The organism is Streptomyces sp. NPDC016677 (genome assembly GCF_055562815.1).
This window is the reverse complement of sequence record NZ_JBVHEO010000007.1, coordinates 62,989-86,709: the sequence shown is the minus strand read 5'-3', so window position 1 is coordinate 86,709 and position 23,721 is coordinate 62,989. Positions and strand designations below refer to the sequence as shown.

General features: G+C 73.0%; 17 protein-coding genes and 1 pseudogene. 14 read left to right on the top strand and 4 right to left on the bottom strand.

The genetic code is table 11. From position 1 onward, the window contains the following. Window positions 1-184 precede the first annotated feature (184 nt). A complete protein-coding gene (dnaK, locus tag ACZ3IG_RS20555; protein WP_467433803.1) occupies window positions 185-2,041 on the top strand; it encodes a molecular chaperone DnaK in 1,857 nt (618 codons plus the stop codon). A 44-nt stretch (window positions 2,042-2,085) separates the two neighbouring features. On the opposite strand, the gene ACZ3IG_RS20550 is transcribed toward dnaK, so the two are convergent. Together ACZ3IG_RS20550 and ACZ3IG_RS20545 are read right to left on the bottom strand one after the other, a co-directional pair. Beyond that, entirely contained in the window at window positions 2,086-2,895 is an 810-nt protein-coding gene (locus ACZ3IG_RS20550) for an SAM-dependent methyltransferase (protein ID WP_467433802.1), read from the bottom strand. A 173-nt stretch (window positions 2,896-3,068) separates the two neighbouring features. Then, complete coding sequence (locus tag ACZ3IG_RS20545) at window positions 3,069-3,914, bottom strand: alpha/beta fold hydrolase (RefSeq protein WP_467433800.1); 846 nt, start codon at window positions 3,912-3,914, stop codon at window positions 3,069-3,071. A gap of 90 nt (window positions 3,915-4,004) precedes the next feature. On the opposite strand from ACZ3IG_RS20545, the gene ACZ3IG_RS20540 reads away from it, so the two are divergent. The 12 genes from ACZ3IG_RS20540 (at window position 4,005) to ACZ3IG_RS20485 (ending at window position 21,588) form a co-directional block, all read left to right on the top strand. Further along, window positions 4,005-4,934, top strand: coding sequence for a LysR family transcriptional regulator (locus tag ACZ3IG_RS20540; RefSeq protein ID WP_467433799.1), 930 nt, complete (start codon window positions 4,005-4,007; stop codon window positions 4,932-4,934). Window positions 4,935-5,106: 172 nt separating this feature from the next. Next, entirely contained in the window at window positions 5,107-5,589 is a 483-nt protein-coding gene (locus ACZ3IG_RS20535; protein WP_467433798.1) for a hypothetical protein, read from the top strand. A gap of 140 nt (window positions 5,590-5,729) precedes the next feature. Next, window positions 5,730-6,281, top strand: a complete 552-nt coding sequence (locus ACZ3IG_RS20530; RefSeq protein ID WP_467433797.1) for a hypothetical protein — start codon at window positions 5,730-5,732, stop codon at window positions 6,279-6,281. 1,053 nt (window positions 6,282-7,334) lie between these two features. Next, entirely contained in the window at window positions 7,335-8,375 is a 1,041-nt protein-coding gene (locus ACZ3IG_RS20525; protein WP_467433796.1) for a ketoacyl-ACP synthase III family protein, read from the top strand. Between the two features lie 10 nt (window positions 8,376-8,385). Then, window positions 8,386-9,516 carry an acyl-CoA dehydrogenase family protein gene (locus ACZ3IG_RS20520; protein ID WP_467433795.1) on the top strand — a complete coding sequence of 377 codons (1,131 nt, stop codon included), beginning with the start codon at window positions 8,386-8,388 and terminating at the stop codon, window positions 9,514-9,516. Then, the gene (locus ACZ3IG_RS20515) at window positions 9,513-10,991 is read left to right on the top strand and encodes an AMP-binding protein (protein ID WP_467433794.1); all 1,479 of its coding nucleotides are present in this window, start codon (window positions 9,513-9,515) and stop codon (window positions 10,989-10,991) included. Before ACZ3IG_RS20520 ends, ACZ3IG_RS20515 begins: the two co-directional genes overlap by 4 nt. Continuing rightward, window positions 10,988-11,710: a methyltransferase domain-containing protein gene (locus tag ACZ3IG_RS20510; protein WP_467433793.1), complete on the top strand. Its 723-nt coding sequence runs from the start codon at window positions 10,988-10,990 to the stop codon at window positions 11,708-11,710. The genes ACZ3IG_RS20515 and ACZ3IG_RS20510 overlap by 4 nt, the downstream gene beginning before the upstream one ends. Window positions 11,711-11,725: 15 nt before the next feature. Further along, window positions 11,726-12,004 (top strand): acyl carrier protein, encoded by a 279-nt coding sequence (locus ACZ3IG_RS20505; RefSeq protein WP_467433792.1) that lies wholly within the window; start codon window positions 11,726-11,728, stop codon window positions 12,002-12,004. Window positions 12,005-12,069: 65 nt separating this feature from the next. Beyond that, window positions 12,070-13,419 carry an NAD(P)/FAD-dependent oxidoreductase gene (locus ACZ3IG_RS20500; RefSeq protein ID WP_467433790.1) on the top strand — a complete coding sequence of 450 codons (1,350 nt, stop codon included), beginning with the start codon at window positions 12,070-12,072 and terminating at the stop codon, window positions 13,417-13,419. A gap of 14 nt (window positions 13,420-13,433) precedes the next feature. Further along, window positions 13,434-14,072, top strand: coding sequence for an HAD family hydrolase (locus ACZ3IG_RS20495; protein WP_467433789.1), 639 nt, complete (start codon window positions 13,434-13,436; stop codon window positions 14,070-14,072). After that, on the top strand, window positions 14,069-15,115 hold the full coding sequence (locus ACZ3IG_RS20490) for a ketoacyl-ACP synthase III family protein (protein WP_467433788.1): 1,047 nt from the start codon (window positions 14,069-14,071) through the stop codon (window positions 15,113-15,115). The genes ACZ3IG_RS20495 and ACZ3IG_RS20490 overlap by 4 nt, the downstream gene beginning before the upstream one ends. 98 nt (window positions 15,116-15,213) lie before the next feature. Next, on the top strand, window positions 15,214-21,588 hold the full coding sequence (locus ACZ3IG_RS20485) for a type I polyketide synthase (RefSeq protein ID WP_467433786.1): 6,375 nt from the start codon (window positions 15,214-15,216) through the stop codon (window positions 21,586-21,588). 111 nt (window positions 21,589-21,699) lie between these two features. Here ACZ3IG_RS20485 and ACZ3IG_RS20480 read toward each other — a convergent pair whose 3' ends face one another. Next, window positions 21,700-21,975: a helix-turn-helix domain-containing protein gene (locus ACZ3IG_RS20480; protein WP_467433785.1), complete on the bottom strand. Its 276-nt coding sequence runs from the start codon at window positions 21,973-21,975 to the stop codon at window positions 21,700-21,702. A gap of 421 nt (window positions 21,976-22,396) precedes the next feature. Here ACZ3IG_RS20480 and ACZ3IG_RS20475 point away from each other — a divergent pair. Next, window positions 22,397-23,222, top strand: a pseudogene (locus ACZ3IG_RS20475) (Tn3 family transposase); the annotation flags it as partial. A gap of 172 nt (window positions 23,223-23,394) precedes the next feature. Here ACZ3IG_RS20475 and ACZ3IG_RS20470 read toward each other — a convergent pair. Next, window positions 23,395-23,721 (bottom strand): DUF1048 domain-containing protein, encoded by a 327-nt coding sequence (locus tag ACZ3IG_RS20470; RefSeq protein WP_467433784.1) that lies wholly within the window; start codon window positions 23,719-23,721, stop codon window positions 23,395-23,397.

The window sequence follows — 23,721 nt, the reverse complement described above, 5'->3', positions numbered from 1 at the left end:
GTGTACCACCGCGGAGCCCGTGCGGGGGCGGCCGCGTGGGAGCGGGCGCGTGACGGGGCGGCGCGCCGTCGCGGCGGACCCGCCGCGGCGTTGACAACGGCCCCCTCAAGTTTTTGGCTGGAGGTGGCAGGCGCCCGTGAGTGCCCTGACGGAACCTGACGGCCCCTGACGGAAGGGGACAACGATGGGACGTGCGGTCGGTATCGACCTCGGGACCACCAACTCGGTGGTGGCCGTCCTGGAGGGCGGCGAGCCCACCGTCGTCGCCAACGCGGAGGGTGCCCGGACGACGCCCTCGGTGGTGGCCTTCGCCAGGAACGGCGAGGTGCTGGTCGGCGAGGTCGCCAAACGGCAGGCGGTCACCAACGTGGAGCGCACCGCCCGCTCCGTGAAACGGCACATGGGGGACGCCGGCTGGCGCTTCCCCGAGCAGGGTGACATCGACGGCACCCGCTACCGGGCGCAGGAACTGTCCGCGCGCGTGCTCCAGAAGCTGAAGCGGGACGCGGAGGCGTACCTCGGCGAGGACGTCACCGACGCCGTGATCACCGTCCCCGCCTACTTCGACGACCCCCAGCGGCAGGCGACCAAGGAGGCCGGGGAGATCGCCGGCCTGAAGGTGCTGCGGATCATCAACGAGCCCACGGCGGCGGCCCTGGCGTACGGCCTGGACCGGGAGAACGACCAGACGGTCCTCGTCTTCGACCTCGGCGGCGGCACCTTCGACGTGTCGCTCCTGGAGATGGGCGAGGGCGTCATCGAGGTCAAGGCCACCAACGGCGACACCCTGCTCGGCGGCGACGACTGGGACCAGCGGGTCGTCGGTCATCTCGCCCAACGCTTCGAAGGGCAGTACGGCATCGATCTCGGCCGGGACAAGATGGCGGCGCAGCGGCTGCGCGAGGCCGCCGAGAGGGCCAAGATCGAACTGTCCTCGGCCAGTGAGACCACTGTCAGCCTGCCCTACGTCACCGCCTCCGCCGAGGGCCCCCTCCACCTGGACGAGAAGCTGACCCGCGCGCAGTTCCAGGAGCTGACCGCCGATCTCCTGGACCGCTGCAGGGCCCCCTTCCACCAGGCCGTCCAGGACGCCGGCGTCGAGCTCTCCGCCGTCGACCACGTCATCCTGGTCGGCGGCTCCACCCGGATGCCCGCCGTCACCGGCCTGGTGCGCGAACTCACCGGCAAGGACCCGCACAAGGGGGTCAACCCCGACGAGGTCGTCGCGGTCGGCGCCGCGCTCCAGGCGGGCGTCCTGCGCGGCGACGTCAAGGACGTGCTGCTGCTCGACGTCACCCCGCTGTCCCTCGGCATCGAGACCAAGGGCGGCATCATGACCAAGCTCATCGAGCGCAACACCACGATCCCGACCCGGCGTTCGGAGATCTTCACGACCGCCGCCGACAACCAGCCGTCCGTCGGAGTCCAGGTCTACCAGGGCGAACGCGAGATCGCCGCCTACAACAAGAAGCTCGGCGTCTTCGACCTCACCGGCCTGCCGCCCGCCCCGCGCGGCGTCCCGCAGATCGAGGTGGCCTTCGACATCGACGCCAACGGCATCATGCACGTCTCCGCCAAGGACCTCGCCACCGGCCGCGAGCAGAAGATGACCGTCACCGGCGGCTCGGCGCTGCCCAAGGAGGACATCGACCGCATGATGCGGGAGGCCGAGCGGTACGCCGACGAGGACCGCAGGCGCCGCGAGGCCGCCGAGACCCGTAACCAGGCCGAGCAGCTCGTGTACCAGACGGAGGCGTTCGTCCGGGACAACGGCGACCGCGTCCCGGAGGCCACCCGCTCCGACGTCGAGTCCGCCGTCACCGGCCTGAAGGCCCTGCTGGAACGGCAGGCCGGCACCGCCGAACTGCGGGCCGGAGTCGACAGGCTCGCCGACGTCAGCCGGCGCATGGGCCAGGCGATGTACGCGCGAGCCGGGCAGCCGCCGGCCGACGGCGCCGGGCCCCGGCGGGAACAGGGCGACGACGACGCGGTGGTGGACGCGGAGGTCGTCGACGACGACAAGGGCGGTGGCAAGGACTGACGGGGTGCGAGGCGGCCCCCGAGCCGCCGCACCCGTCGTCATCGTCAGGGCTTGCGGGCGACGCCGGCGTAGAACAGGTCCGTGGGCCCGCTGCTGGGCGGGGTCGGGGAGGGCTCGGGCCGCCACTGGACGCCGGGGACCAGGCCCGGGTCGACCAGCTCCAGTCCGGCGAAGAACCGGCTGATCTCGGTGTGGCTGCGGACGGTGAGGAAGACGCCGCGGTCGCGGTAGACCTGGAGGGCGCGGGCGGTGCTGTCCGGGTCGAAGTCGGCGGTGGTGTGGGACAGCACGAGGTGGCTGCCGGGCGCGAGGGCCGCGAGGAGCCGGTCGACGGTGTCGTAGGCGTGGTCGTCGGGCAGGAAGTGCAGCAGGGCGATCAGGGACAGCCCGACGGGCCGGGACAGGTCCAGGGTGCGGGCCGCCGCCTCGATGATGGTCGCGGGGTCGCGGGCGTCGGCCTGGACGTAGTCGGTGGAGCCCCCGGGCGCGCTGCGGAGCAGGGCCTGGGCGTGGACGAGGACGATCGGGTCGTTGTCGACGTAGACCACGCGGGCCGCGGGGTCGGTGCTCTGCGCGACCTCGTGCAGGTTCGGACTGGTGGGGATGCCGGTACCGATGTCGAGGAACTGCCGCACACCGGCCTCCGCGGCCAGGAAGCGGACGGCGCGGTGCATGAACGCCCGGTTGGCGAGGGCGGGGCCGCGGCCGTGCGGGAGCCCTTGCAGGACGCGTTCGGCGGCCTCCGCGTCGACCGGGTAGTTGTCCTTGCCGCCCAGGTAGTAGTCGTACATCCGGGCCGGGTGCGGCTTGGACGTGTCGATCTTCAGTCCTGGCCCAGGGGTGTCATCGCTCATGACGGCCTCGTCGCTTCGGGAAGTGGGTACCGGCGAGAGCGAATGTATCTCCGTGTGCGGGCCGGACAGTTGGCGGGGGAACCGGCGGGAGAGCCGGGCGCGTGGCCGGAGGCCGCCGGGGCCCCGCCGGGTGTGCCGGGGCAGGCGGCTGCGGACCGGAAGCGGCCCGTGCGTCACCGGACCAGCGCCTCGGCGAGTTCCCGCGGGCGGGCGGCGAACGGGCTGTGGCTGCCCGGCAGGGTACGCACGGTGAACGGCTCGCCCGGCATGGCCCGGTCGGCCTCCGCGATCATCAGGTCCTGCACGGCCGTCGGCAGCGCCCGGTCGTCCGCGCAGCGCACGAAGGTACGCGGCAGACGGCCCCATCGTGCCGCGGTCAGGGGAACGGGGGCCGACGGGAGCGCCAGCGGCAGATCGGGGCTCAGCGCGGAGCGCCAGCGGTCGAAGCGGTCGGCGGGTGTGTCGTGGTAGTGGGTCTGCCGCAGTTCCTCGACGTAGTCCGGATCCGGCGAGAGCGGGTCGATCCGCAGGGCGCCCAGCGCCTCGGGGTCACCGAGGTGGAGGCCCTGCCCCCGTGCGGTGGCGTTCTCGGATGTGCTCAGGTAGTCGAAGAACCGGGGGCGGCCGGCGGGGACGAAGGCGGAGACGTAGACGACGCGGTCGACCAGCTCGGGCGCGCGCTCCGCGGCGAGCGACGCGGGACCGCCGCCCGCGCTGTGCGCGACGAGCACGACACGGCCGTAGCGGCGGACCCGGCGCAGCGTGTCCAGGACGGCGTCGGCGCAGTCCTCCATCGTCAGGCCGGCGAGCCGCGACCTCTCGGTCAGCAGGCCGGGGCGGCCGGGCAGCAGGTAGCCGCTGGGCAGGGGAGCGCCGAAGCCGTGCCCGGGCAGGTCGACGGCGACGCTCGCGGCACCCAGACCGGCGAGCGCCCGCTGCGTCCCCGCCCACTGCCACGAGCCGTGCCAGGCGCCGTGGACCAGGACGAAGACGGTGTCGTGCGGAGCGGAGGAAGTCATGGCCCCATCTCAATCGGCCGCGACAGGCCGATCCAGGGGAAGATATGCCAGGGTGGGCGGCGATACTTCGCGGGTATGGAGGGAGCAGGCATGGAAGCGCGGCACCTGCGGTACGCGCTCGCCCTCGCCGAGCACGGGCACTTCGGCCGGGCGGCCCGCGCGCTGGGTATCGCGCAGCCCCCGCTGTCCAAACAGATCGCCGACCTGGAGCGGGAGACCGGGGCGCGGCTGTTCGACCGGACGCGCCAGGGCGTGCTGCCGACCGCCGCGGGTGAGGCGTTCCTCGCCCGGGCGCGGCGGGCGCTGGACGAGATGGCGGCGGCCGCGGTCGACGCCGGCCGGGCGGCACGCGGCGAGACGGGCCGGCTGCGGCTGGGGTTCATCGCCTCCGCCCTGCTCGACCCGCTCCCGGACGTCCTGGGCCGGTTCGGCCGCGAGCGGCCCGACGTACGGCTGGAACTGCACGAGATGGCATCGCGCCGCAGCACCGCCGCCCTCGTCGCCGGAGAACTGGACGTGGCCGTCACCCTCGGCCCGCCTCGCGGCGCCGGGGCCGAGCACCTGGTGTCCGTCCCGGTCGGCCACGACCGTCTGATCGCCGTGGTCGGCAGCGCCCACCCCTACGCGGGCCAGGCGTCCGTGAGCGTGGACCAGCTGCGACGGCAGCCGCTGATCGTGGCCGCCGGGGACGACGAGCCCGCTGTCGCCACCGGCCTGCGCGCCCTGCTGGGCGAGGACGCCGCCGCGCTGGACGGCGCCACCGTGGCCAGGGACGTACACACGATCATGGGCCTGGCGGCCTGCGGAATCGGAGTGGGCCTCGGGCCCTCGCGCATGCGGTCGGCCCCGCGCCCGGGGATCCGGTTCTGCGAGGTGACCCCCAGGACGGCACTGCCCGACCTGTTCCTGTCCTTCGCCGCCCGGGACCGCTCCCCGGCGCTGGGCGCCTTCCTCGACGTCGTCCGAGGCAACTGCCCCGGTGTCGGTGCCGCACTCGACCGGCGGCTGGGCCAGGCATGACAACCGCACCACCCCGCGGCCCACTTGTTGCCGGAGGCGGGGCGGGGCGGGCGCGAGGTCGTCGACGGCCTTCGGGGAACGGAGGCGGAGGTTCCTGACGCCCGCTCTCCGGATTCTCCCCAGGGCCCGTCGTCCGGGCCGGCCCACGTGAAACCGCGAGGTGAGAGGTCCCATGTTCACCACGCGCCCCACCCTCCAGGGCACCTTCGAAGATCCCACCCGGAGGGAGTGCGACATCAAGACCCTCGCCCACGAAGCAGGCGTCGACCGCACCGCGTTCTACGGCACGCGTCCCTGCGCTTGTCTGCGCATCGAGTTCGAGCGGCGCCTGGGGGTCGTGCGCGAGGCCGACGAGATCCCCGATCCTCGCGAGGCCCGGATCTCCCGGCTCAAGGCAGAAAACATCAAGCTCCGGGAACGGCTCGCCCAGTCGGAGCAGACGGTCGACGAGCTCACCGACTTTCGCGGCCAGGCCCTGGCCCGGCTCGCCGCCCAGCACAAGGAAGTTGTTCGGCTCCGTGAGATCGCCGCCGGGACAACCCGGGTGAGCCGCCTTCCAACACCGCGAACTCCCGTGATGAACCTGCAGCTGACCTGGGCAGAGGCGCAGAAAAGGCGAATCGTCCCACTAGCGGCTGGACCCAACTTACGCTGATCGGGACTTCAGTCCTCTGGGCGAGAGCGGGACGATCCCTGATGATGGTAGGCCCTGAAGCAACAGTCGTCGCCAAAGCAGCAGGAAGCGTACTGCACAAGGTGTCAGACCGAGCTACCAGCACACCGGCATGGCCGAACATGCACGAGGCGCTGCTGGAGTTGCACGAGATCCTGAGCGACTGGTGCGAGGCTGCGAGAAGGACCGGTCAGGCCCTTGAGCGCCTCAGATCCCAGCACCTCACCCGCGTCACGGTGGAGGAGATTTGGGCGACCAACGCCGGGCCGAAGAGAAAAAAGGTGCTGGGGATCCCTTTGAAGCCGGGCTACATCGAGTGGGCACAGCGGGACATTGATGCAGTGATGTCCCCTATGGTCCCCTTGACGCAGCGTTGGAGCGTCACAAAGCGCCGCCAGGCCGCTCGTCGCTCGTTGCGCAGTCTGATGCGCATCTACTGTGCCGACCTGCTCGACGGGTTCGAGGCCGCGGTGGAAGCCCGCTCCAACTGGGTGAAAGATCATCGCGACAAGATCGACCGTGCCCTCAAGCAGGGGATCGGCGCCGACCAGCTGGACCTCATGATCCAGGAGACGGCCGACACCACCTCCCAGTTGGACACCGTGCGGGAGAACCTGAAGCGTTTGATCCAAGAGCGCTACCCGATGGGGAGCCCCGATGGACAGGCCGGGTAGCCAAGCGCCGAGGAAGTGCTCATCCGGCCCTTCGCCTGCCGAGCCGAGCAGTGACAGGTAGCACAACAGCACAACAGCGTCGCTGGATCACAACATGCACTGCTCTCTCCGTCGCGAACGCGGCGTCGAGAGCGGACCAGCACACTGACCACACGAGCCCAACCGCACACGGTCTCTCCGGACGGCAGGCACTCGTTCGCCCTGTTCATGCTGATCCTGCTCGCCGGAGGCGGAGACCGGAACGGCCAGGCGCCAGGGGAGCAAGCGTGAGGGCGGCGACGGCCGCGGCACGTATCAGGTTGTCAGGGGTTTCCCCGGAGGGCCGGAGCGCCTCCGGTCCGGCGCCGCGGAGCCGCTCGGACCGGGGGAGAACCGTGGAGGACACCGGCGGGTCCGAACGGCCCGCCTCGGGACGGGCGACGCCGTTGGCTGCCCGGCACCGGCCGCACCGGGCCGGCACCCAGGCCACCGAGACGGCGCACGCCCCCCGGGTGCCGTACCCACAGTCAAGGGCCGGGCCGCGAACCACGCTTGAACCCGCCCGGCGAGTTGGAACCGCCCGCGCCCGTACAACGCCCGGGCGTGCCGCGCCCGTTGCCGCCCGGCACCCGACGACCGCCGGTCATCACGCCCCGCGCGTGATGACGGCCACGGGCCCGGCGAACGCCCCCGCCGTGCTGACCGCCGGCGATCCCCGCATCGCCGAGCGCGCGTGCTCCGCCGCCCCATGTTCCCCAATATTCACTTTCCGCCCCATATGTTAACGTCGGCATCTTGACTCACACCGGAACTGAGTGCACCCTTATTCCAGGAATGCCGTTACCCCTCCGTCGGACCATGACGGGTTTTCCGGGTCGGCATATGAGCGAGTCGGCGCACAGACGAGACTGCACGTTTCCTGTCCCCTCTTTCTCCAATCCCCTTCTCCCTCGCGGGTTTCACGGCCTTGTCCGAGCACGCTGCTCCACCGCATCACCCTGCCCGATCGACCTGACTGAGCAATGCACCGCACGCGACCGAGAGAATCCGGGGTGGGTCATGAAAATATCCGGTGTGCTGATCAGCGGCCTGGGGTCCTTTCTGCCCGACCGCGTTCCCATCGGATGGGCGGTGGAACGAGGGCTGATCGACCCGGCTGCCGCCGAGCAATACGGAATCACCAGTGTGACGGTCGCGGGCGACGTACCCGCCCCCGAAATGGCCACCCGGGCCTGCCGGCAAGCACTCGAACGGGCCGGACAGAACCCGGAAACCCTCAGCCTGCTGCTCTACGTCAGCGTCTGGTACCAAGGCCCGCACGGCTGGTGTCCGCAGTACTACGTGCAACGGCACACGGGCGCCGGCCAGGCCACCGCCGCCGAGGTCAGACAGGGCTGCATGGGCATGTTCTCCGCCCTGGAACTGGCGGCGAGCCACCTCATGGCCTCGCCCGACCACGAGGCCGCGCTGGTCACCTCCGGCGACAACTTCACCTCCGACCTGCTGGAACGCTGGCGGTTCAGCCCGCACTTCGTCATGGGCGACGCCGGCTCGGCCGCCGTCCTCACCCGGCGTGCGGGTTTCGCCCGGCTCAAGTCCGTCAACGCGGTCACGCTCCCCGAGTACGAGGCCATGCACCGCGGGCCCGAGCCGTTGTTCCCCCCGGGAGCCGGCCGGGCGGGCCGGCTCGACTTCGGCGAGTCCAAGCACCGCTGGCTGGACGGCCCGGACCGCGACCCGGCCGGCCCCCTCAAACTCGTGGCCGCACAGGACGAACTCGTCAGCCGCACACTCGAAGAAGCCGGCATCACCATGGACGACGTGACCCGCGTCGCCTATGCCAACGGGTCACGAGAACGCGTGGAAGGGCGCGCCATGTTACCGCTGGGCCTGCCCATGTCCCTTTCCACATGGGAACAAGGACGTACCGTCGGCCATATCGGCGCCAGCGACCAGACAGTGGCGCTCGAACAGCTCCTCCTCACCGGCGAATTACGCCCCGGAGACCATTTTCTGATGCTCGGGGTCGGACCCGGACTGAACATCGCCAGCGCCGTGATCGAAATCATCGACACCCCGCACTGGTCCACCGCCCGCCCGGCCGCCGCGTCCTGAAAGGCGTCTCATGGATTTCACCCTGAGTGCGGAACAACAGGAGCGGTACACACAGGTGCGGGCAGCCGCGCGAGAACTCACCACGGGGCCTGGTACCACCACGTTCGGAGAGAACCTCAGAAAAGAACTGGCCGGCCTCGGATTATTGGGCGCGGCCGTTCCGGCAGAATACGGCGGAGCCGGCTACGGCGCCCTCGACACGGCCCTCCTCTACGAGGCGGCGAGCGACGGCGGCGCGGACACCGGACTGCTCTTCGCCGCGGCCGCCCACCTCTTCGCCTGCGTCAGACCCGTCCTGGAATTCGCGTCCCCTCGGACACGGAAGACGCTGCTGCCCGCCCTGTGCTCGGGTGACCTGATCGCGGGCAACGCCATGACCGAACCGGACGCCGGATCGGACATCTCCCGGCTGACGACCCGAGCCACCAGAGTCGACGGCGGCTACCTCCTCGACGGTCTCAAGAGCTTCGTCAGCAACGGCCCGGTCGCCGACCTCTACGTCACCTACGCGACCACCGACCCGGACGGCGGCTACTTCGCCGCCACCGCCTTCGCCGTGGACCGCGCCACCCCCGGCCTGGCCGCGGGGGAGCCCCTGCACAAGTCCGGCCTGACCGCCTGCCAGGCGAGCGAGGTGCGGTTCACCCGGTGCTTCGTCCCGGACGACCGGGTACTGGGCAGCCCCGGCCAGGGCCAGCTGGTGTTCCAGACCTCCATGCTGTGGGAACGGTCCTGCCTGTTCGCGCTCTACCTCGGCCAGCAGGAACGGCTCATCCGGCAGTGCGTCCGGCACGCCCGGCAACGACAGCAGTCAGGGAAACGGCTCGCCGACCTCCCGCCCGTCGCGGACCGGCTGGCCGACATGAGACTCCGGCTGGAGAGCGGACGGCTGCTGCTCTACCGGGCCTGCGCCGAGATCGACGCCGGCGAGGACTCCACCCTCTGGGTCGCCCTGGCGAAACTGGCCGTCTCCGAAGCCGCCCTCGCCACGGCCCTCGACGCCGGCCGGATCTTCGGCGGCCGCGCCTTCCTGACCGAGTACGGCATCGAGGAGCACCTGCGCGACGCCGCGCCCGCGACGACCTTCTCCGGCACCTCCGACATCCAACGACAGCTGATCGCCCGGGAGATGGGACTGTGACCCCGCCGCGGTCCCTCCACGCCCTGGTGGCGGACACCGCCGCCCGCACCCCCGGTGCCCCGGCGGTCCGCGACCTGACCACCACCCTCACCTACGGCGAACTCGACGAGCGCGCGGACACCTACCTGACCGCGTTGCGCGCACACGGCGTCCGGCCGGGCGACCGCGTCCTGGTGTGGACCGACAAGACGGCCGACGCGGTGGCCGTGGCCCAGGCGGTCCTACGGTCCGGCGCGATCCACGTACCCGTCCCCCGGAACAACCCCCGGGAACGAGTGTCCCGCATCGCCGCCGACGCCCGCCCGGCACTGATCGTCACCGACCACGCCGACCGCGTCCCCGGCACGACCTGCGTCCCCTGCGCGGACCTGCTCCACAGCGCGGCACACGGCCCGGCCACCCCCGCCCATCACGACGCCCGGCCGTCCGACCCGGCGTACATCCTCTACACCTCCGGCTCGACGGGCACACCCAAGGGCGTCTGCCTGAGCCACGGCAACGCGCTCGCCTTCGTCGACTGGGCCTGCCGCGAACTGGCCCTCACCCCGGCCGACCGGCTGGCCAACCACGCCGCGTTCAGCTTCGACCTGTCCGTCTTCGACCTCTACGCGGCCTTCCGGGCCGGCGCGTCCGTCCACCTCATCGGCGAGGCCCTCGCCCAGGCCGCCCAACCCCTGGTCGACTTCCTGCTGGAGAGCCGCATCACCGTCTGGTACTCGGTGCCGTCCGCCCTGGTGCTCATGGCCGCATACGGCGAACTGCTGGAGCGCGGCCCCGGAGCGCTGCGCGCGTGCGTCTTCGCCGGTGAACCGTTTCCCCCGAAGCCGCTGAAGGACCTCCGCCGTGCCTGGCCCGCCGTCCGCATGCTCAACTGGTACGGGCCGACCGAGACCAACGTGTGCACCTCCTACGAGGTGACCGCGGCCGACCTCGCGCGCACCGGCCCCGTCCCGATCGGCACACCCGTCGCCGGGAACACGGTGACACTGGACGACGGCGAGATCGTGGTCAGCGGCCCCACCGTCATGCTCGGCTACTGGGGCGGTCCGCCGCAGAGCGGACCGTACCGGACCGGCGACCTGGGCCGGTACGACGCCGACGGCCTGCTGGAGTACCGGGGCCGCACCGACGACATGGCGAAGGTCCGCGGCCACCGCATCGAACCGGCCGAGATCACCGGCGTACTCGTCGCCCACGAGGCGGTGCGCGACGCCGCGGTCATCGTCGTGGGCACCGGCCCGGACGCCCGCCTGCACGCCTTCGTGGTCCCCGAGCCCGGCCGCGCCCCCGGCTTCACCGAACTGCGCCGGCACTGCGCGCGCTTCCTGCCGCCGTACATGGCCATCGACGAGGTACACCCCGTCGGTGCCTTCCCCCGCACCGCGAACGGGAAGACCGACCGCGCCGCGCTCGCCGCCGGCCTGAAGCAGGCGACGACGGCGACGACGGCGACGACGCGAGGAGCGGACGTATGACCGGCGCCGCGGCCTGGGACGCCTTCTGGTCGGCGCTGCCCGCCGAACCCGGGGCGGCCCTCTGGGACTCCTCGCCCGAGCTGACCGCGGCACGGCACCTGCCGCTCTTCCGCGACCACGCCGACCCGGCCCTGCCCCTGCTCGACGTCGGATGCGGCAGCGGACGGCAGACACAGTGGCTGGCCCGGCACTTCCCCCGGGCCGTCGGAGTCGACGTCGCCGAGGCCGCGGTGGCGCTGGCGGCCGCCTCGCACCCGGCGCCCAACGTCACCTACCGCCGCGCCGACCTCCTCGACGAGGACACCGCCGTCGCCCTGCACGCCGAGTTCGGTGACGTCAACGTCTACCTGCGCGGCGTCCTGCACCAGCTCGCCCCCGACGACCGGGGGAGGATGCTGACGGCCATCGCACGCCTGCTCGGCGGCACGGGCACCCTGTTCGCCCAGGAGCTGACCGAGCGCACCGGCTGGTACGTCGCCGAACTGCTGGCCGGCGGCGCACACCTGCCGAAAACGGCCGGACTGGCCGCCCACTTCGACTTCGGCGCCCGCGTCGCCCCCGCCCACGACGGGCGCCTGCGGCTGCTGTTCGAGCAGTACGGCTTCGACGTCGTCGCCGACGGCGACATCGCCCTGCACACCACGGAACACACCCCCGGCGGACACCCGCTGGAACTGCCGACGGCCTACCTCGTGGCACACGCGTCGGCATGGCCGTGACACCTGGAGGAACCCATGACGGACCTGGACCGCGTGACCCTGCTCGACCAACTGCTGCGCCACGTGCGCGAAGACCTCGCGACGGGCGTGCCGTCCGACCAGATCACCGCCGACAGCCCACTGCTGGAACAAGGGGTGCTGGACTCGGTGCGCACCGCACGCCTGCTGGCCCACATCCGCACCACCTACGGCGTGCGGGTGCCGCCCGTCCACATGACCGGCGAACACTTCCGCACCCTGGAGACGATCACCGACCTGATCCTGCGCCTGCGCTCACAGACCGCCTCCCTCTGACACCCCCTCGCCTCCGACGCCTCGCCGCGACGCTTGGCTCCCACGCTGCTCTGACAGGAGAACAGATGACGCACGACTACGACATCGGCATCATCGGCGGCGGCCCGGCCGGCTCCACCGCCGCGTCCTACCTCGCCAAGGCCGGTCTGTCGGTCGCGGTCTTCGAAGGCGCGTTCTTCCCACGGGAGCACGTGGGTGAGTCCCTGGTGCCGGCGACCACACCGGTGCTGCTGGAGATCGGCGCCATGGACAAGATCGAGGCGGCCGGCTTCCCGCGCAAGTACGGCGCCGCGTGGACCTCGGCCAACGCGGACGACGTGGACCCGCTCGGCTTCCAGGTCCACGACCACGGCCTCGGCGCCGCCGACGTGCTGTTCAACGAACGCGACCAGCTCGGGGTGGACCGCGACCACACCTTCCACGTCGACCGGGGCCGCTTCGACCACATCCTGCTCAAACACGCGGAGAGTCTCGGCGCGAAGGTGTACTCCGGGGTACGGGTGCGCGGCGTCGACTTCACCGACACCGACCGTCCCGTGCTGAAGACCGCGGTGGGCGGCGGCACCGCCGAGGTGGCGGTACGGATGGTCGTCGACGCCAGCGGACGCGGCACGCTCCTGGGACGGCAGCTCAAGGTCAAGGTGCCCGACCCGGTGTTCAACCAGTACGCCGTGCACAGCTGGTTCGAAGGGCTCGACCGGGAAGCCCTGGCCAACGACGAGAACCAGGCCGAGTACATCTTCATCCACTTCCTGCCGCTCACCGACACCTGGGTGTGGCAGATCCCCATCACCGACACGATCACCTCGGTCGGCGTCGTCACCCAGAAGGCCCGGTTCAAGGAGAGCAGCGGCGACCTCGAAGGGTTCTTCTGGGACTCGGTGGCCAGCCGGCCCCTGCTGCACGACGCGCTGCGGAAGACCGAGCGGGTCCGCCCCTTCAAGGCCGAGGGCGACTACAGCTACGGCATGACCAAGGTGTGCGACGACGCGATGGTGATGATCGGCGACGCCGCCCGGTTCGTCGACCCCATCTTCTCCAGCGGGGTCAGCGTCGCCATGAACAGCGCCCGGCTGGCCTGCGCCGACATCATCGCCGCCGCCGAGGCCGGCGACTTCAAGGCCGCCCGCTTCGAGAACTACGTGACGAAACTGCGGCGCGGCGTGTCCAGTTGGTACGAGTTCATCTCCCTCTACTACCGCCTCAACATCCTCTTCACCGCCTTCGTCCAGGACCCCCGCTACCGGATCGACGTCCTCAAACTGCTCCAGGGCGACGTCTACGACGAGCAGGAACCGGCCGCGCTGACAGCGATGCGCGAGTTCGTCGCCGCGGTCGAGGCCGACCCCGGCCACCTGTGGCACCCGCTGCTGGGCAGGACGAAGGTGTCCCCCGACTCCCGGGCCCTGTTCTGACCGCGCCCCGGGCGGTGCTGTTCGACCTGGACGGGACGCTCGTCGACACCGAACCCCTGCTGCACCAGTCCCTGACGGCCGTCCTCGGCGCGGCGGGCGTGCCGGCCCCGGCCATCCGCCCGGAGGAACTGCGGGGACGGGACGTCGCCGGGAACCTCGCCCGGTTGTGCGGCCTCGCCCGCTCGCCGCTGACCCCCGAGGAACTGTACGCACGGGTCAGCGGCCGCATGCTGGACCGGCTGCGGCTCGGGATCAGCCCGCTGCCCGGCGCCGTCGGCCTGCTCCGGTCGCTGCGGCGGGCCCGCGTCCCGTGCGCACTGGTGTCGTCCTCCTACCGGGCGCTGGTCGACGCCGTCCTGCCCTCCCTCGCGGCCGGCGAGTTCGCCGTGACCCTGGCGGGCGACGAGGTCGCACACCCGAAACCCCACCCCGAGCCGTACCGCACCGCCGCCGCCCGCCTCGGCGTCGCGCCCGGCGACTGCGTCGTCGTGGAGGACTCGCCCACCGGGCTCCGCTCCGGCCGGGCCGCGGGGTGCGTCACCGTCTCGGTCACGCCCACGACGGAGCCGGTCGACCTCGCCGTACCGGACCTGTCCGCACTGACCGTCGAACGGCTCAGGGAACTCACCGAGAAAAGAGGCACATCGACATGAAGCCCGCCCACGTCTTCCTCGCCGGCCTGGGCTGCTGGCTGCCGGAGCCCTACCCGGTGTCCGAGGCGGTCGCCGCGGGTCTGTACGACGCCACGGTCCACGCCGAGAGCGGTCTGCGCGGCGTGCTCGTCGCCGGGCCCGAGGCACCGCCCGACATGGCCGTGCGGGCCGCCCGGACCGCGCTGAGCCGCTCCCCGGGAGGAACCGCGGCCATCGGCACCGTCCTGCACGGCTCGACGTTCTACCAGGGCCCCGAGATGTGGTCGCCGACGGCGTACGTCATGCGGGAGCTGGGCATCACCGGCGCCGGCGGCACGGAGATCCGCAACGGGTGCAACAGCATGCTCACCGGCGTCGAACTGGCCGCCGGCCTGCTGACGCACCAGCCGGAGGACCGCCCGGACATCCTCCTGACCACGGCGGACAACTTCGGCTCACCCCTGTTCAACCGGTGGAACAGCGGGCCGATGGGGGTGATCGCCGCCGACGCGGCCAGCTCCGTGGTCATCAGCCCCACCGACGGCTTCGCTCAGGTGGACGCGGTCGTCTCCCGGGTCTACCCGGAGTTCGAGGCGATGGCCCGCGGCGACGAACCGCTCTTCCCGCCCACCGGGTCCACGGGCCACCGCATCGACACCGTGGAACGCGCCCAGCAGTTCAACGAGCGGGTGCGGCAGACCGGCGGGACGAGCGTCGCCGACGGCATAGCGAAGGCCTGCTCCGAGACCGTGCTCGCCGCCCTGGACGAGGCCGGGCTCGAAGGCGGTGACCTGCGCTGGGTCCTGGTGCCCAACGGCGACGAGGCCACCACCCGCAACTGCGCCATGGAGCCGCTGGGCCTGGACGTCTCCCGGTCGCAGTGGGAGTTCGGCTGCGGGATCGGACACGCCTCCGCCAGCGACCAGTTCATCGCCCTCGACCACCTGCTGCGCACCGGACAGCTCGACGAGGGCGACCACGTCCTGCTGTTCGGCGGCGCCCCGGGCTGGTCGGCCGTCGCCGTGGTCCTCACCGTCCGCGCGCTGCCGTCCTGGACCCGGTGACCCACGATGCCGACCCCTCAGCCGCATCCGATCCCCGAGCCGGAGCACAAGTCGGGGCCGGTGCCGCCCCCGACGCCGATGCCGACAGGAGGTGCCGCGTGACGGCGCAGCAGCAGGACCCGGCGGCCCCCGCCCCGCAGCCCATCGCCATCGTGGGGATGGCGTGCGAGTTCCCCGGCGCGCACGACGTCCCGGCGTTCTGGAAGATGCAGCTCGACGGGGTCGACGCCACCTCGGACGTCCCGGCCGACCGCTTCCCCGCCGACGTCTTCCACGACCCCCGCCCGCGCACCCCCGGACGGATCATCAGCCGCCGCGGCGGTTTCCTGCCCGACATCCGCGGCTTCGACGCCGCCTACTTCGGCGTCTCCGGCCGCGAGGCGAGCCACATGGACCCCCAGCAGCGGCTGCTCCTGCAGACCGCCGCCGCGGCCCTGCAGGACGCCGGCCTGACACCGGAGCAGCTCGCGGGCAGCCCCACCGCGGTCGTCGTCGGGCAGCGGACCGCCGAGTACTGGGACCTGCTGCGGGCCGCCGGGGCACTGGACATCTACGCCAACACCGGCACCTCGCGCAGCGTCCTCTCCGGCCGCCTGTCGTTCTTCTTCGACCTGCGCGGCCCGAGCACCTCCGTCGACACCGCCTGCTCGTCCTCACTGGTCGCCGTGCACCAGGCGTGCGCCGCGCTGCGCGCCGGGGAGGCCACCCTCGCCCTGGCCGCCGGCGTCAACCTGGTGCTCACACCCGAGGAGAGCATCACGTTCTCCCAGGCGGACATGCTCTCCGCGGACGGCCGCTGCAAGTTCGGCGCCCACGACGCCGACGGCTTCGTCCGCAGCGACGGCGTCGGCGTCGTCGTACTCAAGCCCCTGGCACGGGCCGAGGCGGACGGCGACCGCGTCCACGCCGTCATCCACGGCTCGGCGGTCGAGAACGAGGGCCGCAGCAGCGGGTACCTCATGACCCCGTCCGAGACCGCCCAGATCGCCACCATGCGCCGCGCCTGCGCCCGGGCCGGCGTCGACCCGCGCGCCGTCGGCTTCGTCGAGGCCCACGGGACCGGCACCCCCACCGGCGACCCCATCGAACTGCGCGCCCTGGACGCCGTCTACGGCACCGGCGCCGGCCGCACGGCCGCGGACCCGTTGCTGGTCGGCTCCGTGAAGACGAACATCGGCCACACTGAGGCCGCCGCCGGCATCGCGGCCCTCATCCGGGCGGCCCTGTGCGTGGCCCACGGCACCGTCCCGCCCGCCCTGCACAGCACCCGGCTGACCGACGCCGTCGACTGGGACCGGATGGCCCTCCGGATCCCGCAGACCACCCACGACTGGGGCCGCGACGGCACCCCCCGCCACGCCGCCGTCAGCTCCTTCGGCATCTCCGGCACCAACGCCCACGTCGTCCTCGGCGAACACCGCCCCGCACCCGTGCCGCCCCCGGCCGGCCGGCCACGGCCCTACCTCCTGGCCCTGTCCGCCCGGACCCCTGCCGCACTGCGCCGACTTGCCGCCTCCTACGCCGACTTCCTCGGCCCGCACGGAGAGGGCCGCCGGCACCCCCTGCGCGACGTCAGCTTCAGCACCCTGACCCGCGCCGCCCACCACCGGCACCGCATGACCGTCCTCGCCACCGACCACGACCAGGCCGTACGGCAGCTCGGAGGCGACCGCCCGATCGTCGCCGCCCGGCCCGGCGCCCGGTGGAGGACGGTCTTCGTCTTCCCCGGCCAGGGCTCCCAGTGGACCGGCATGGGACGCCAACTCCTGCGCACCCACCCCGTCTTCCGGCAGACCGTCGAGGAGTGCGACCGGCACGTCCGCGCCGAACGCGGCTGGTCGGTGATCGAGGAGCTGACCGGCGGCGACGAGGCCGACTGGCCGATCGACGTCGTACAGCCCCTGCTCTGGGCGGTCGAGGTCGGCCTCGCCGCGCTGTGGCGGTCGTGGGGCGTCGAGCCCGACGTGGTGATCGGCCACAGCATGGGCGAGGTCGCGGCGGCCTGCGCGGCGGGTGCGCTCACCCTCGCCGACGGCGCCGCCGTGATCTGCCGCCGCAGCGCCCTGCTCAAGGAGATCGCCGGCACCGGGACCATGGCCGCCGTCGACCTGCCCGCCGAAGAACTGCGCCGGGAACTGGCCGACGTACCCGACGTGGACGTCGCGGTGAGCAACGGCCCGCGGCGCACCATCATCTCGGGCCGCACCGCGGCGGTGGAGAAAGTACTGGAGACACTGTCCGCACGCGACGTGTTCACCAGGATCGTCAAGGTCGACGTGGCCTCGCACAGCAGCCACGTCGACCACCTGCTGGACGGCCTGCGCACCGCCCTGATGACCGTCCGCCCCCGCCCCGGCGGGATACCGCTGCGCTCCACGGTGACCGGGGACCTGCTGACCGGCCCGGAACTGGACGCCGGCTACTGGGTGCGCAACCTCCGCGACGAAGTCCGCTTCCACGCGGCCGTCGACGCCGAGACCAGCACCCCCGACACGGCGGCCGTCATCGAGATCAGCCCGCATCCCGTGCTCGCCGCGGCGGTCAAGGAATGCCTCCCCGCGGAACGCGCCGACCACCAGGTGACACCGTCGCTCCTGCGCGACACCGACGACCTGACCGCGCTGCTGTCCTCGGCCGCCCAGCTCCACCAGGCCGGCTACCCGCTGCGCCATGCCGCGCTGGTCGACGGCCCGGCCGCCTACGTGGGACTGCCTTCCTACCCCTGGCAGCGCACCGCGTTCTGGTACGAGCCGGCTTCCGGGCCCGCCGTGACCCCCGCGGCGGGAACCGCCCGCACCCCCCACCCCCTGCTCGGCCCGCACACCGGCCTCGACGACGGCGCGCACCGGTGGGAGGGGCCCCTCGACCTGAAGGGCAACGCCTACCTCCTCGACCACCAGGTGCAGGGCCTGGTCATCCTGCCCGGCACCGCCTACCTGGAGCTGGCCCTGGCCGCCGCCACCCGCGCCCTCGGCCCCGACGTCGTCATCAAGGACGTCCGCTACGACAGGGCCCTCTTCCTCACCGCCCAGGCCCCGCCGCCGCTGCTGCGGGTGACACTGCGCCCGGCGGCACCGGGCTGGACCTTCGACGTCGCCACCGCCGACACCACCGCCGACGCCACCGCGTGGACCCGGCACGCACACGGCCGCGTCGAGCGGACACCCGCGGGCCCGCCCCTGTCCGCACCCCCCGAGGTCTCGCCCCGGCAGATCGCCGAACGTCTCCCCGGCCACCTCACCGGCGCCGAGTTCTACCGCCGGTTCGCGGCCCGCGGCAACGACTGGCACGGCGTCTTCCAGGGCATCGGCCGGCTGTGGCACGGCGACGGCGAGGCGCTGGCCGAGATCACCGTCCCGGACCGGCTGACCGACCGCGCACGGCACCACGCCCACCCGGCGGTCCTCGACGCCTGCGGCCAGCTCCTGGCGGCCACCCTGCCCGACACGGCCACCCCCGGCGACCAGCACGCCTTCGTCCTGGGCTCGCTCGACGCGTTCCGCCTGCACGGCCCACTGACCGGCACCCTGTACAGCCACGCGGTGCGGCGCGAGCTGACCGCGGGCCACTTCGGCGGCGACGTCGTCATCAGCGACGAACGGGGCACCCCGCTGGCCGAGTTCCACGGTCTGCGCATCCGCTGGCTGGTGCGCCGCGAGGAACCCGCGCTCCCCACCGACTGGCTCTACCAGCCGCGCTGGCTCCCGGCCCCCGCCCCCGGAGCACGGCCACCGGCCGCCCCCGGCGCCTGGCTGGTGTTCGAGGACGAGGACTTCGGACCGCGCCTCACCCCCACGCACGGCCGGCGGATCGCCGTACGCCCCGGGGAACGGTACGGACGCGACGACGACGGGACGTACCGCGTCGACCCGTGGCGCCTCGACGACTACGCCAGGCTGCTGTACGAGGCCGGCCGCGACCACCCCGGGGGCGTGGCTGCCGTGGTGCACCTGTGGAGCCTGCGCGCGGCCCGGCCGGCGGGGACGGTACCGCTGGGCCTGGGCAGCGCGCTGCTGCTGGAACAGGCGCTGTCCATGACGCGCGGCCAAGGCCCGCACCCCCGGCTCGTCCTCGTCACCCGGGGCGCCGAGACGGTCGCCCGGGCCGACGGGGCACCCGATCCGGAACAGGCCGCCGTACGGGGCTTCGGCCGTACGGCGGCCGGTGAACTGCCCGACGTCCGGCACACCCTCGTCGACCTCGACCCGGCCCGCGGCCCGGAACAGACGGCGGCACTGGCCCGGGAGATCGAGGCCGCCGACGCCGCCGAGGACCAGATCGCGCTGCGCGCGGACGACCGGTACGTCCTGCGGCTGCGCCGCACCTCACCGGCGTCCGCCCCCGGCGACGTCACCGGAACCGCCCCGCCCGGCCCCGGCCCGGTACACCTCCCGGCCGCCGACGAGGTCCGTGTCACCCCGGCGTACGGCAGTCCCGCCCCCGCCCAGTGGCGGGCCCGGGCAACCGCCGGTGTGGTGACGGCCGTCGGCACCGCCGTACGGGGACTGGCCGTGGGCGACCAGGTGGTCGCCGTCGCCCCTCCGGGACCGTCCTCCCAGGTCCTCGCCGACCGCCGGCTGACCCACCGCCTGCCCGACGGCGTCGGTCCCGCCGCGGCCGCCACCGCCGCGATCCCCTACCTGACCGCCTGGTACGCCCTCATGGAACCCGCCGCGCTCCGCGCCGGCGACAAGGTCCTCGTCCACGCGGCCACCGGCCCGGTGGGGCTCGCCGCGATCCAGGTGGCCCGGTGGCGCGGCGCCGAGGTCCACGCCACCGCGGGCAGCGAGAAGGAACGGGCCCTGCTGCGCGCCATGGGCGTCACCCAGGTCGCCGGCCTCGAAGGGGACTTCGCCGGCCCGCTGCTCGCCGGGACCCGGGGCACACGGATGGACGTCGTCCTCGACTCGCCGGCCGGGACCCCCGCCGACCAGAACCGAAGCCTGCTCGCCCCGTACGGGCGTCACGTGGCGCTGGCGCCGGCGGCGGCCGGCCCCGCCGGCGACCTGCCGCACAACGCCTCCTTCCGCACCGTCGACATCGCCGCCCACTGCCGCGAGCAGCCCGCGCGGGCGGGGGAACTGCTCGGACGCGTCCTGCGCCTGATCGCGGCCGGCGAACTGGCGCCGCTGCCGTTGGACGCGTACCCGGCGGACACCACCGGCCCGGCCTGCGACGACCCACCGGGCGCCGCACACGTCGGCACGGCCGTCACCGGCCCGCGGACCCCCGCGCCGGCCCCGCCGACCCGGATGCGGCCGGACGCCACCTACCTCGTGACCGGCGGCGCCGGAGGCATCGGCTCCGCACTGGCCCGCTGGCTCGTCGGGCGCGGCGCCCGCCACCTCCTGCTCACCGGCCGCACCGTGCCCGGCAGGTCCGAGGCGGGGGACAACGTCACCGCCCTGCTGGCGGAACTGCGCGGCCAGGGTGCCGAGGTGCGGTACGCCCCGGTGGACGCGGCGGACGAGCCGTCGATGCGCCGACTGGCCGAGGTGCGCCGCGCCGCCGGCCACCCGCCGGTCCGGGGCGTCTTCCACACCGCCGGCGTGTTCCAGTACCGGCCCGTCGGCGACACCACCCTGCGCGACCTGCAAGCCGTCCTGCGTCCCAAGCTGGACGGCGCCCGCGTCCTGGACCGCCTCTTCGACCACGACGATCTGGACCACTTCGTACTGTTCTCCTCCGGCAACGCCCTGCTGGCCTCGCCCCACGTCGCGGCGGGCGCCGCCGCCAACGCGGGCCTCGACGCGATCGCCCGGGGCCGCCGCAGCCGGGGCCGCCGGGCACTCGCCGTGAACTGGGGCTTCTGGACCGACCGGGGCATGGCCGCCCAGGCCGGCACCGAACTCGGCCGGAACCTGATCCCCCGGGGCATGACCGGGTTCACCGCCGAGACGGGACTCGCCGTCCTGGACCACCTGCTGGCCACCGGCGCGGACGACACCGTGGTCATGCCGGTGGACTGGGCGCGGTGGCGGGCCGCGTACCCGGTCGCGGCCGCCTCCCCGTTCCTCCGGGACGTCATCAGCGGCGACACCCCCCAGCCGCCGCCCGCGCCCCCGGGCGGTACCGCACCGGCCGCCACGGCCACCAGGCCGACGACCGCGAGCACCGGGACCGGGCGGCAGACGCCGACGGCCGGGCCGGGCGACGACGGCACGGCCACGCCGACGGCCGGGCCGGGCGACGACGGCACGGCCCGGCCGGCGACCGGCACGCCGCCGGCGCCCGCCGCCGACCGGGCGGCGCTGTTCCGCGCCGGCGTCGCCGCCGTCCTCCGGGTCGACCCCGACCACCTCGACCCCGACCTGGACCTCACCAGCCAGGGGCTCGACTCACTGATGGCGGCTCAGCTACGACAGGAGGTGCGGCGCTCCCACGGCGTGCTGCTGCCGGTCGGCAAGATCCTCAGCCGGGCGACGCTGCGTGACCTGACCGACCACCTGCTCGCCACGTCCCCGCCCCAGTGACCGTACGCGGCCTTCGCCGGGTCCGCCCGGACGCCGGACGGCAGCGGACCCGAGCGCGAACAGCCCCACGGGGAACGACGGTTCCCCCGCGGCCCCGCCGCGGGGGAGCGGTCATGACGCCGGCGCCGCCGACTCCGGCGCGTGGTGCGCCCGCCGGCAGGCCGCCGGAGACAGGCCCACGTAGGTGCGGAACTGTTTGCGCAGCGCGACCGGGTCGCCGAAGCCGCAGGCGGTGGCGATGCGGGCGACGGGCAGCGTGGTGGTCTCCAGCAGCAGGGGTGCGTGGGCCAGTCGGCGCCGGGCCAGCCACTTGAGCGGGCCGATACCCACCTCCTCGCGGAAACGGCGGGTGAAGGTGCGCACGCTCATGTGCGCGTGGCGGGCCATGTCCTCCAGCGTGACCGGTTCCGCCGGCCGTTCCAGTGCCCACTGCCGGGTCGCCGAGGTGGAACGGTCCGCCTCCTGAGGGCGTGTTCGATGAACTGCGCCTGCCCGCCCCCGCGCCACGGCACCGCGACGCACCGGCGTGCCGCGGCCGCCGCGACCGCCGTCCCGTGGTCCAGCCGGACCAGGTGGAGGCACATGCCGATGCCGGCCGCGCCGCCGGCGGACGTCAGGACGTGCCCCTTGTCGATGAACAGCACATGGGGATCGACCTAGACACCGGGGAGCAGCCGCGCGAACGCGTCGCACAGCGCCCAGTGAGTGGTCGCCCGCCGGCCGTCGAGCAGTCCGGCCGCCGCGAGCAGGAAGGCGGAGGTGCACAGGCTCACGATGCGGGTCCACGGCCGGATCGAATCCAGCCCCGCTGCCGGACCTGCTGTTCGAGGTGAACGCCTGGAGCGGGTTCCTCGGCGCCTTCGTCCACCTCGGCGACGGCACCACCCGCATGAAGGACCTGCCCACCTCGGTGGTCGCGCTGCTGGTGTCCGAGGCGTGCAACATCGGCCTGGCCCCGGTGGTCAACCCCGGGTACGAGGCCCTGACCCGGGCCCGGCTCGTGCAGGTCGACCAGTACTACCTGCGTGCCGACACCATCGCCGCGGCGAACGCGCGGCTCATCGCCGCCCAGGCCGGCATCCCGATCGTGCGCCACTGGGGCGACGGGCTGCTCGCCTCCGTGGACGGGCTGCGGCTACAACTTCAGCCCGCGGTTCCGCGACCTGGACGACCAGCGGTTCTGGCGGGCCCCGATGCCCGGCGTCCAGACCGGCACGTACGGCGCGGTGGAGGACCTGGCCCGCAACCGCGTGAACCTGAACAAGGTGATCACGCACTGGCCGGACATGCTGAAGGTCGCCGGTTCCCTGGTCACCAACCAGGTCCGCGCCTACGACCCGCTGCGCATGTTCGGCCGCGACGGGCGCCCGACGCCGCTCGGGGCGGCGTTCGCGGAGTACGGGCGGATCGCCAAGACCGAGCACCTGCTGCGGGTGGTCGACCCGGTGGACGACACCTACCGCCGGCAGATGAACCGGCAGCTCACCGTGCAGGAGTCCCGCCACAAGCTGGCCCGGGACGTGTGCCACGGCAAGCGCGGCACCGTCCACCAGGCGTACCGCGACGGGATGGAGGACCAGCTTGGCGCGCTCGGCCTGGTCCTCAACGCCATCGTGCTCTGGACCACGAAGTACATCGACGTCCTCTTCGTCCTCATCCAGCTCGGGCGCCTCCGGGTCGCGCAGCGGACGCAGGGCACCGGCGGCGGGCACGCTGGCAGTGAAGCTGTAGCGGCCGAGCAGGTTCAGGTTGCGGTGCTTGAGAGGGGAGAGCCGGGCGATGTCCTCTTCCCGGATCTCGTTTCCGTCACTTCTCGTCAGTGCCGGGTTCCGCGTTGATGGATGCCTGGTGGATATCCGCGTAGGTAGGGGAGTCCTTGATCAGGTCGTCGCAGAACGCGGCGACGTCGGTGCCGATGAGTTCCACGACCCCCTTGCCTCCGGCGACGCCCTCCTCGAAGAAGTCGACGATCCCGGGGAGCAGGGGCCCGTCAGGCAGGCTGATCGGCCCGACCTTGAACAGGTACTTCTGCATCTCCTTGTAGACGATCTGGTAGTCCGGTGGGAGTGCCTTGACCCGAGCCACGTGCGCCCGCCACTGTTTCTTGCCTTCGATGATGTCCTGAATGCTCAC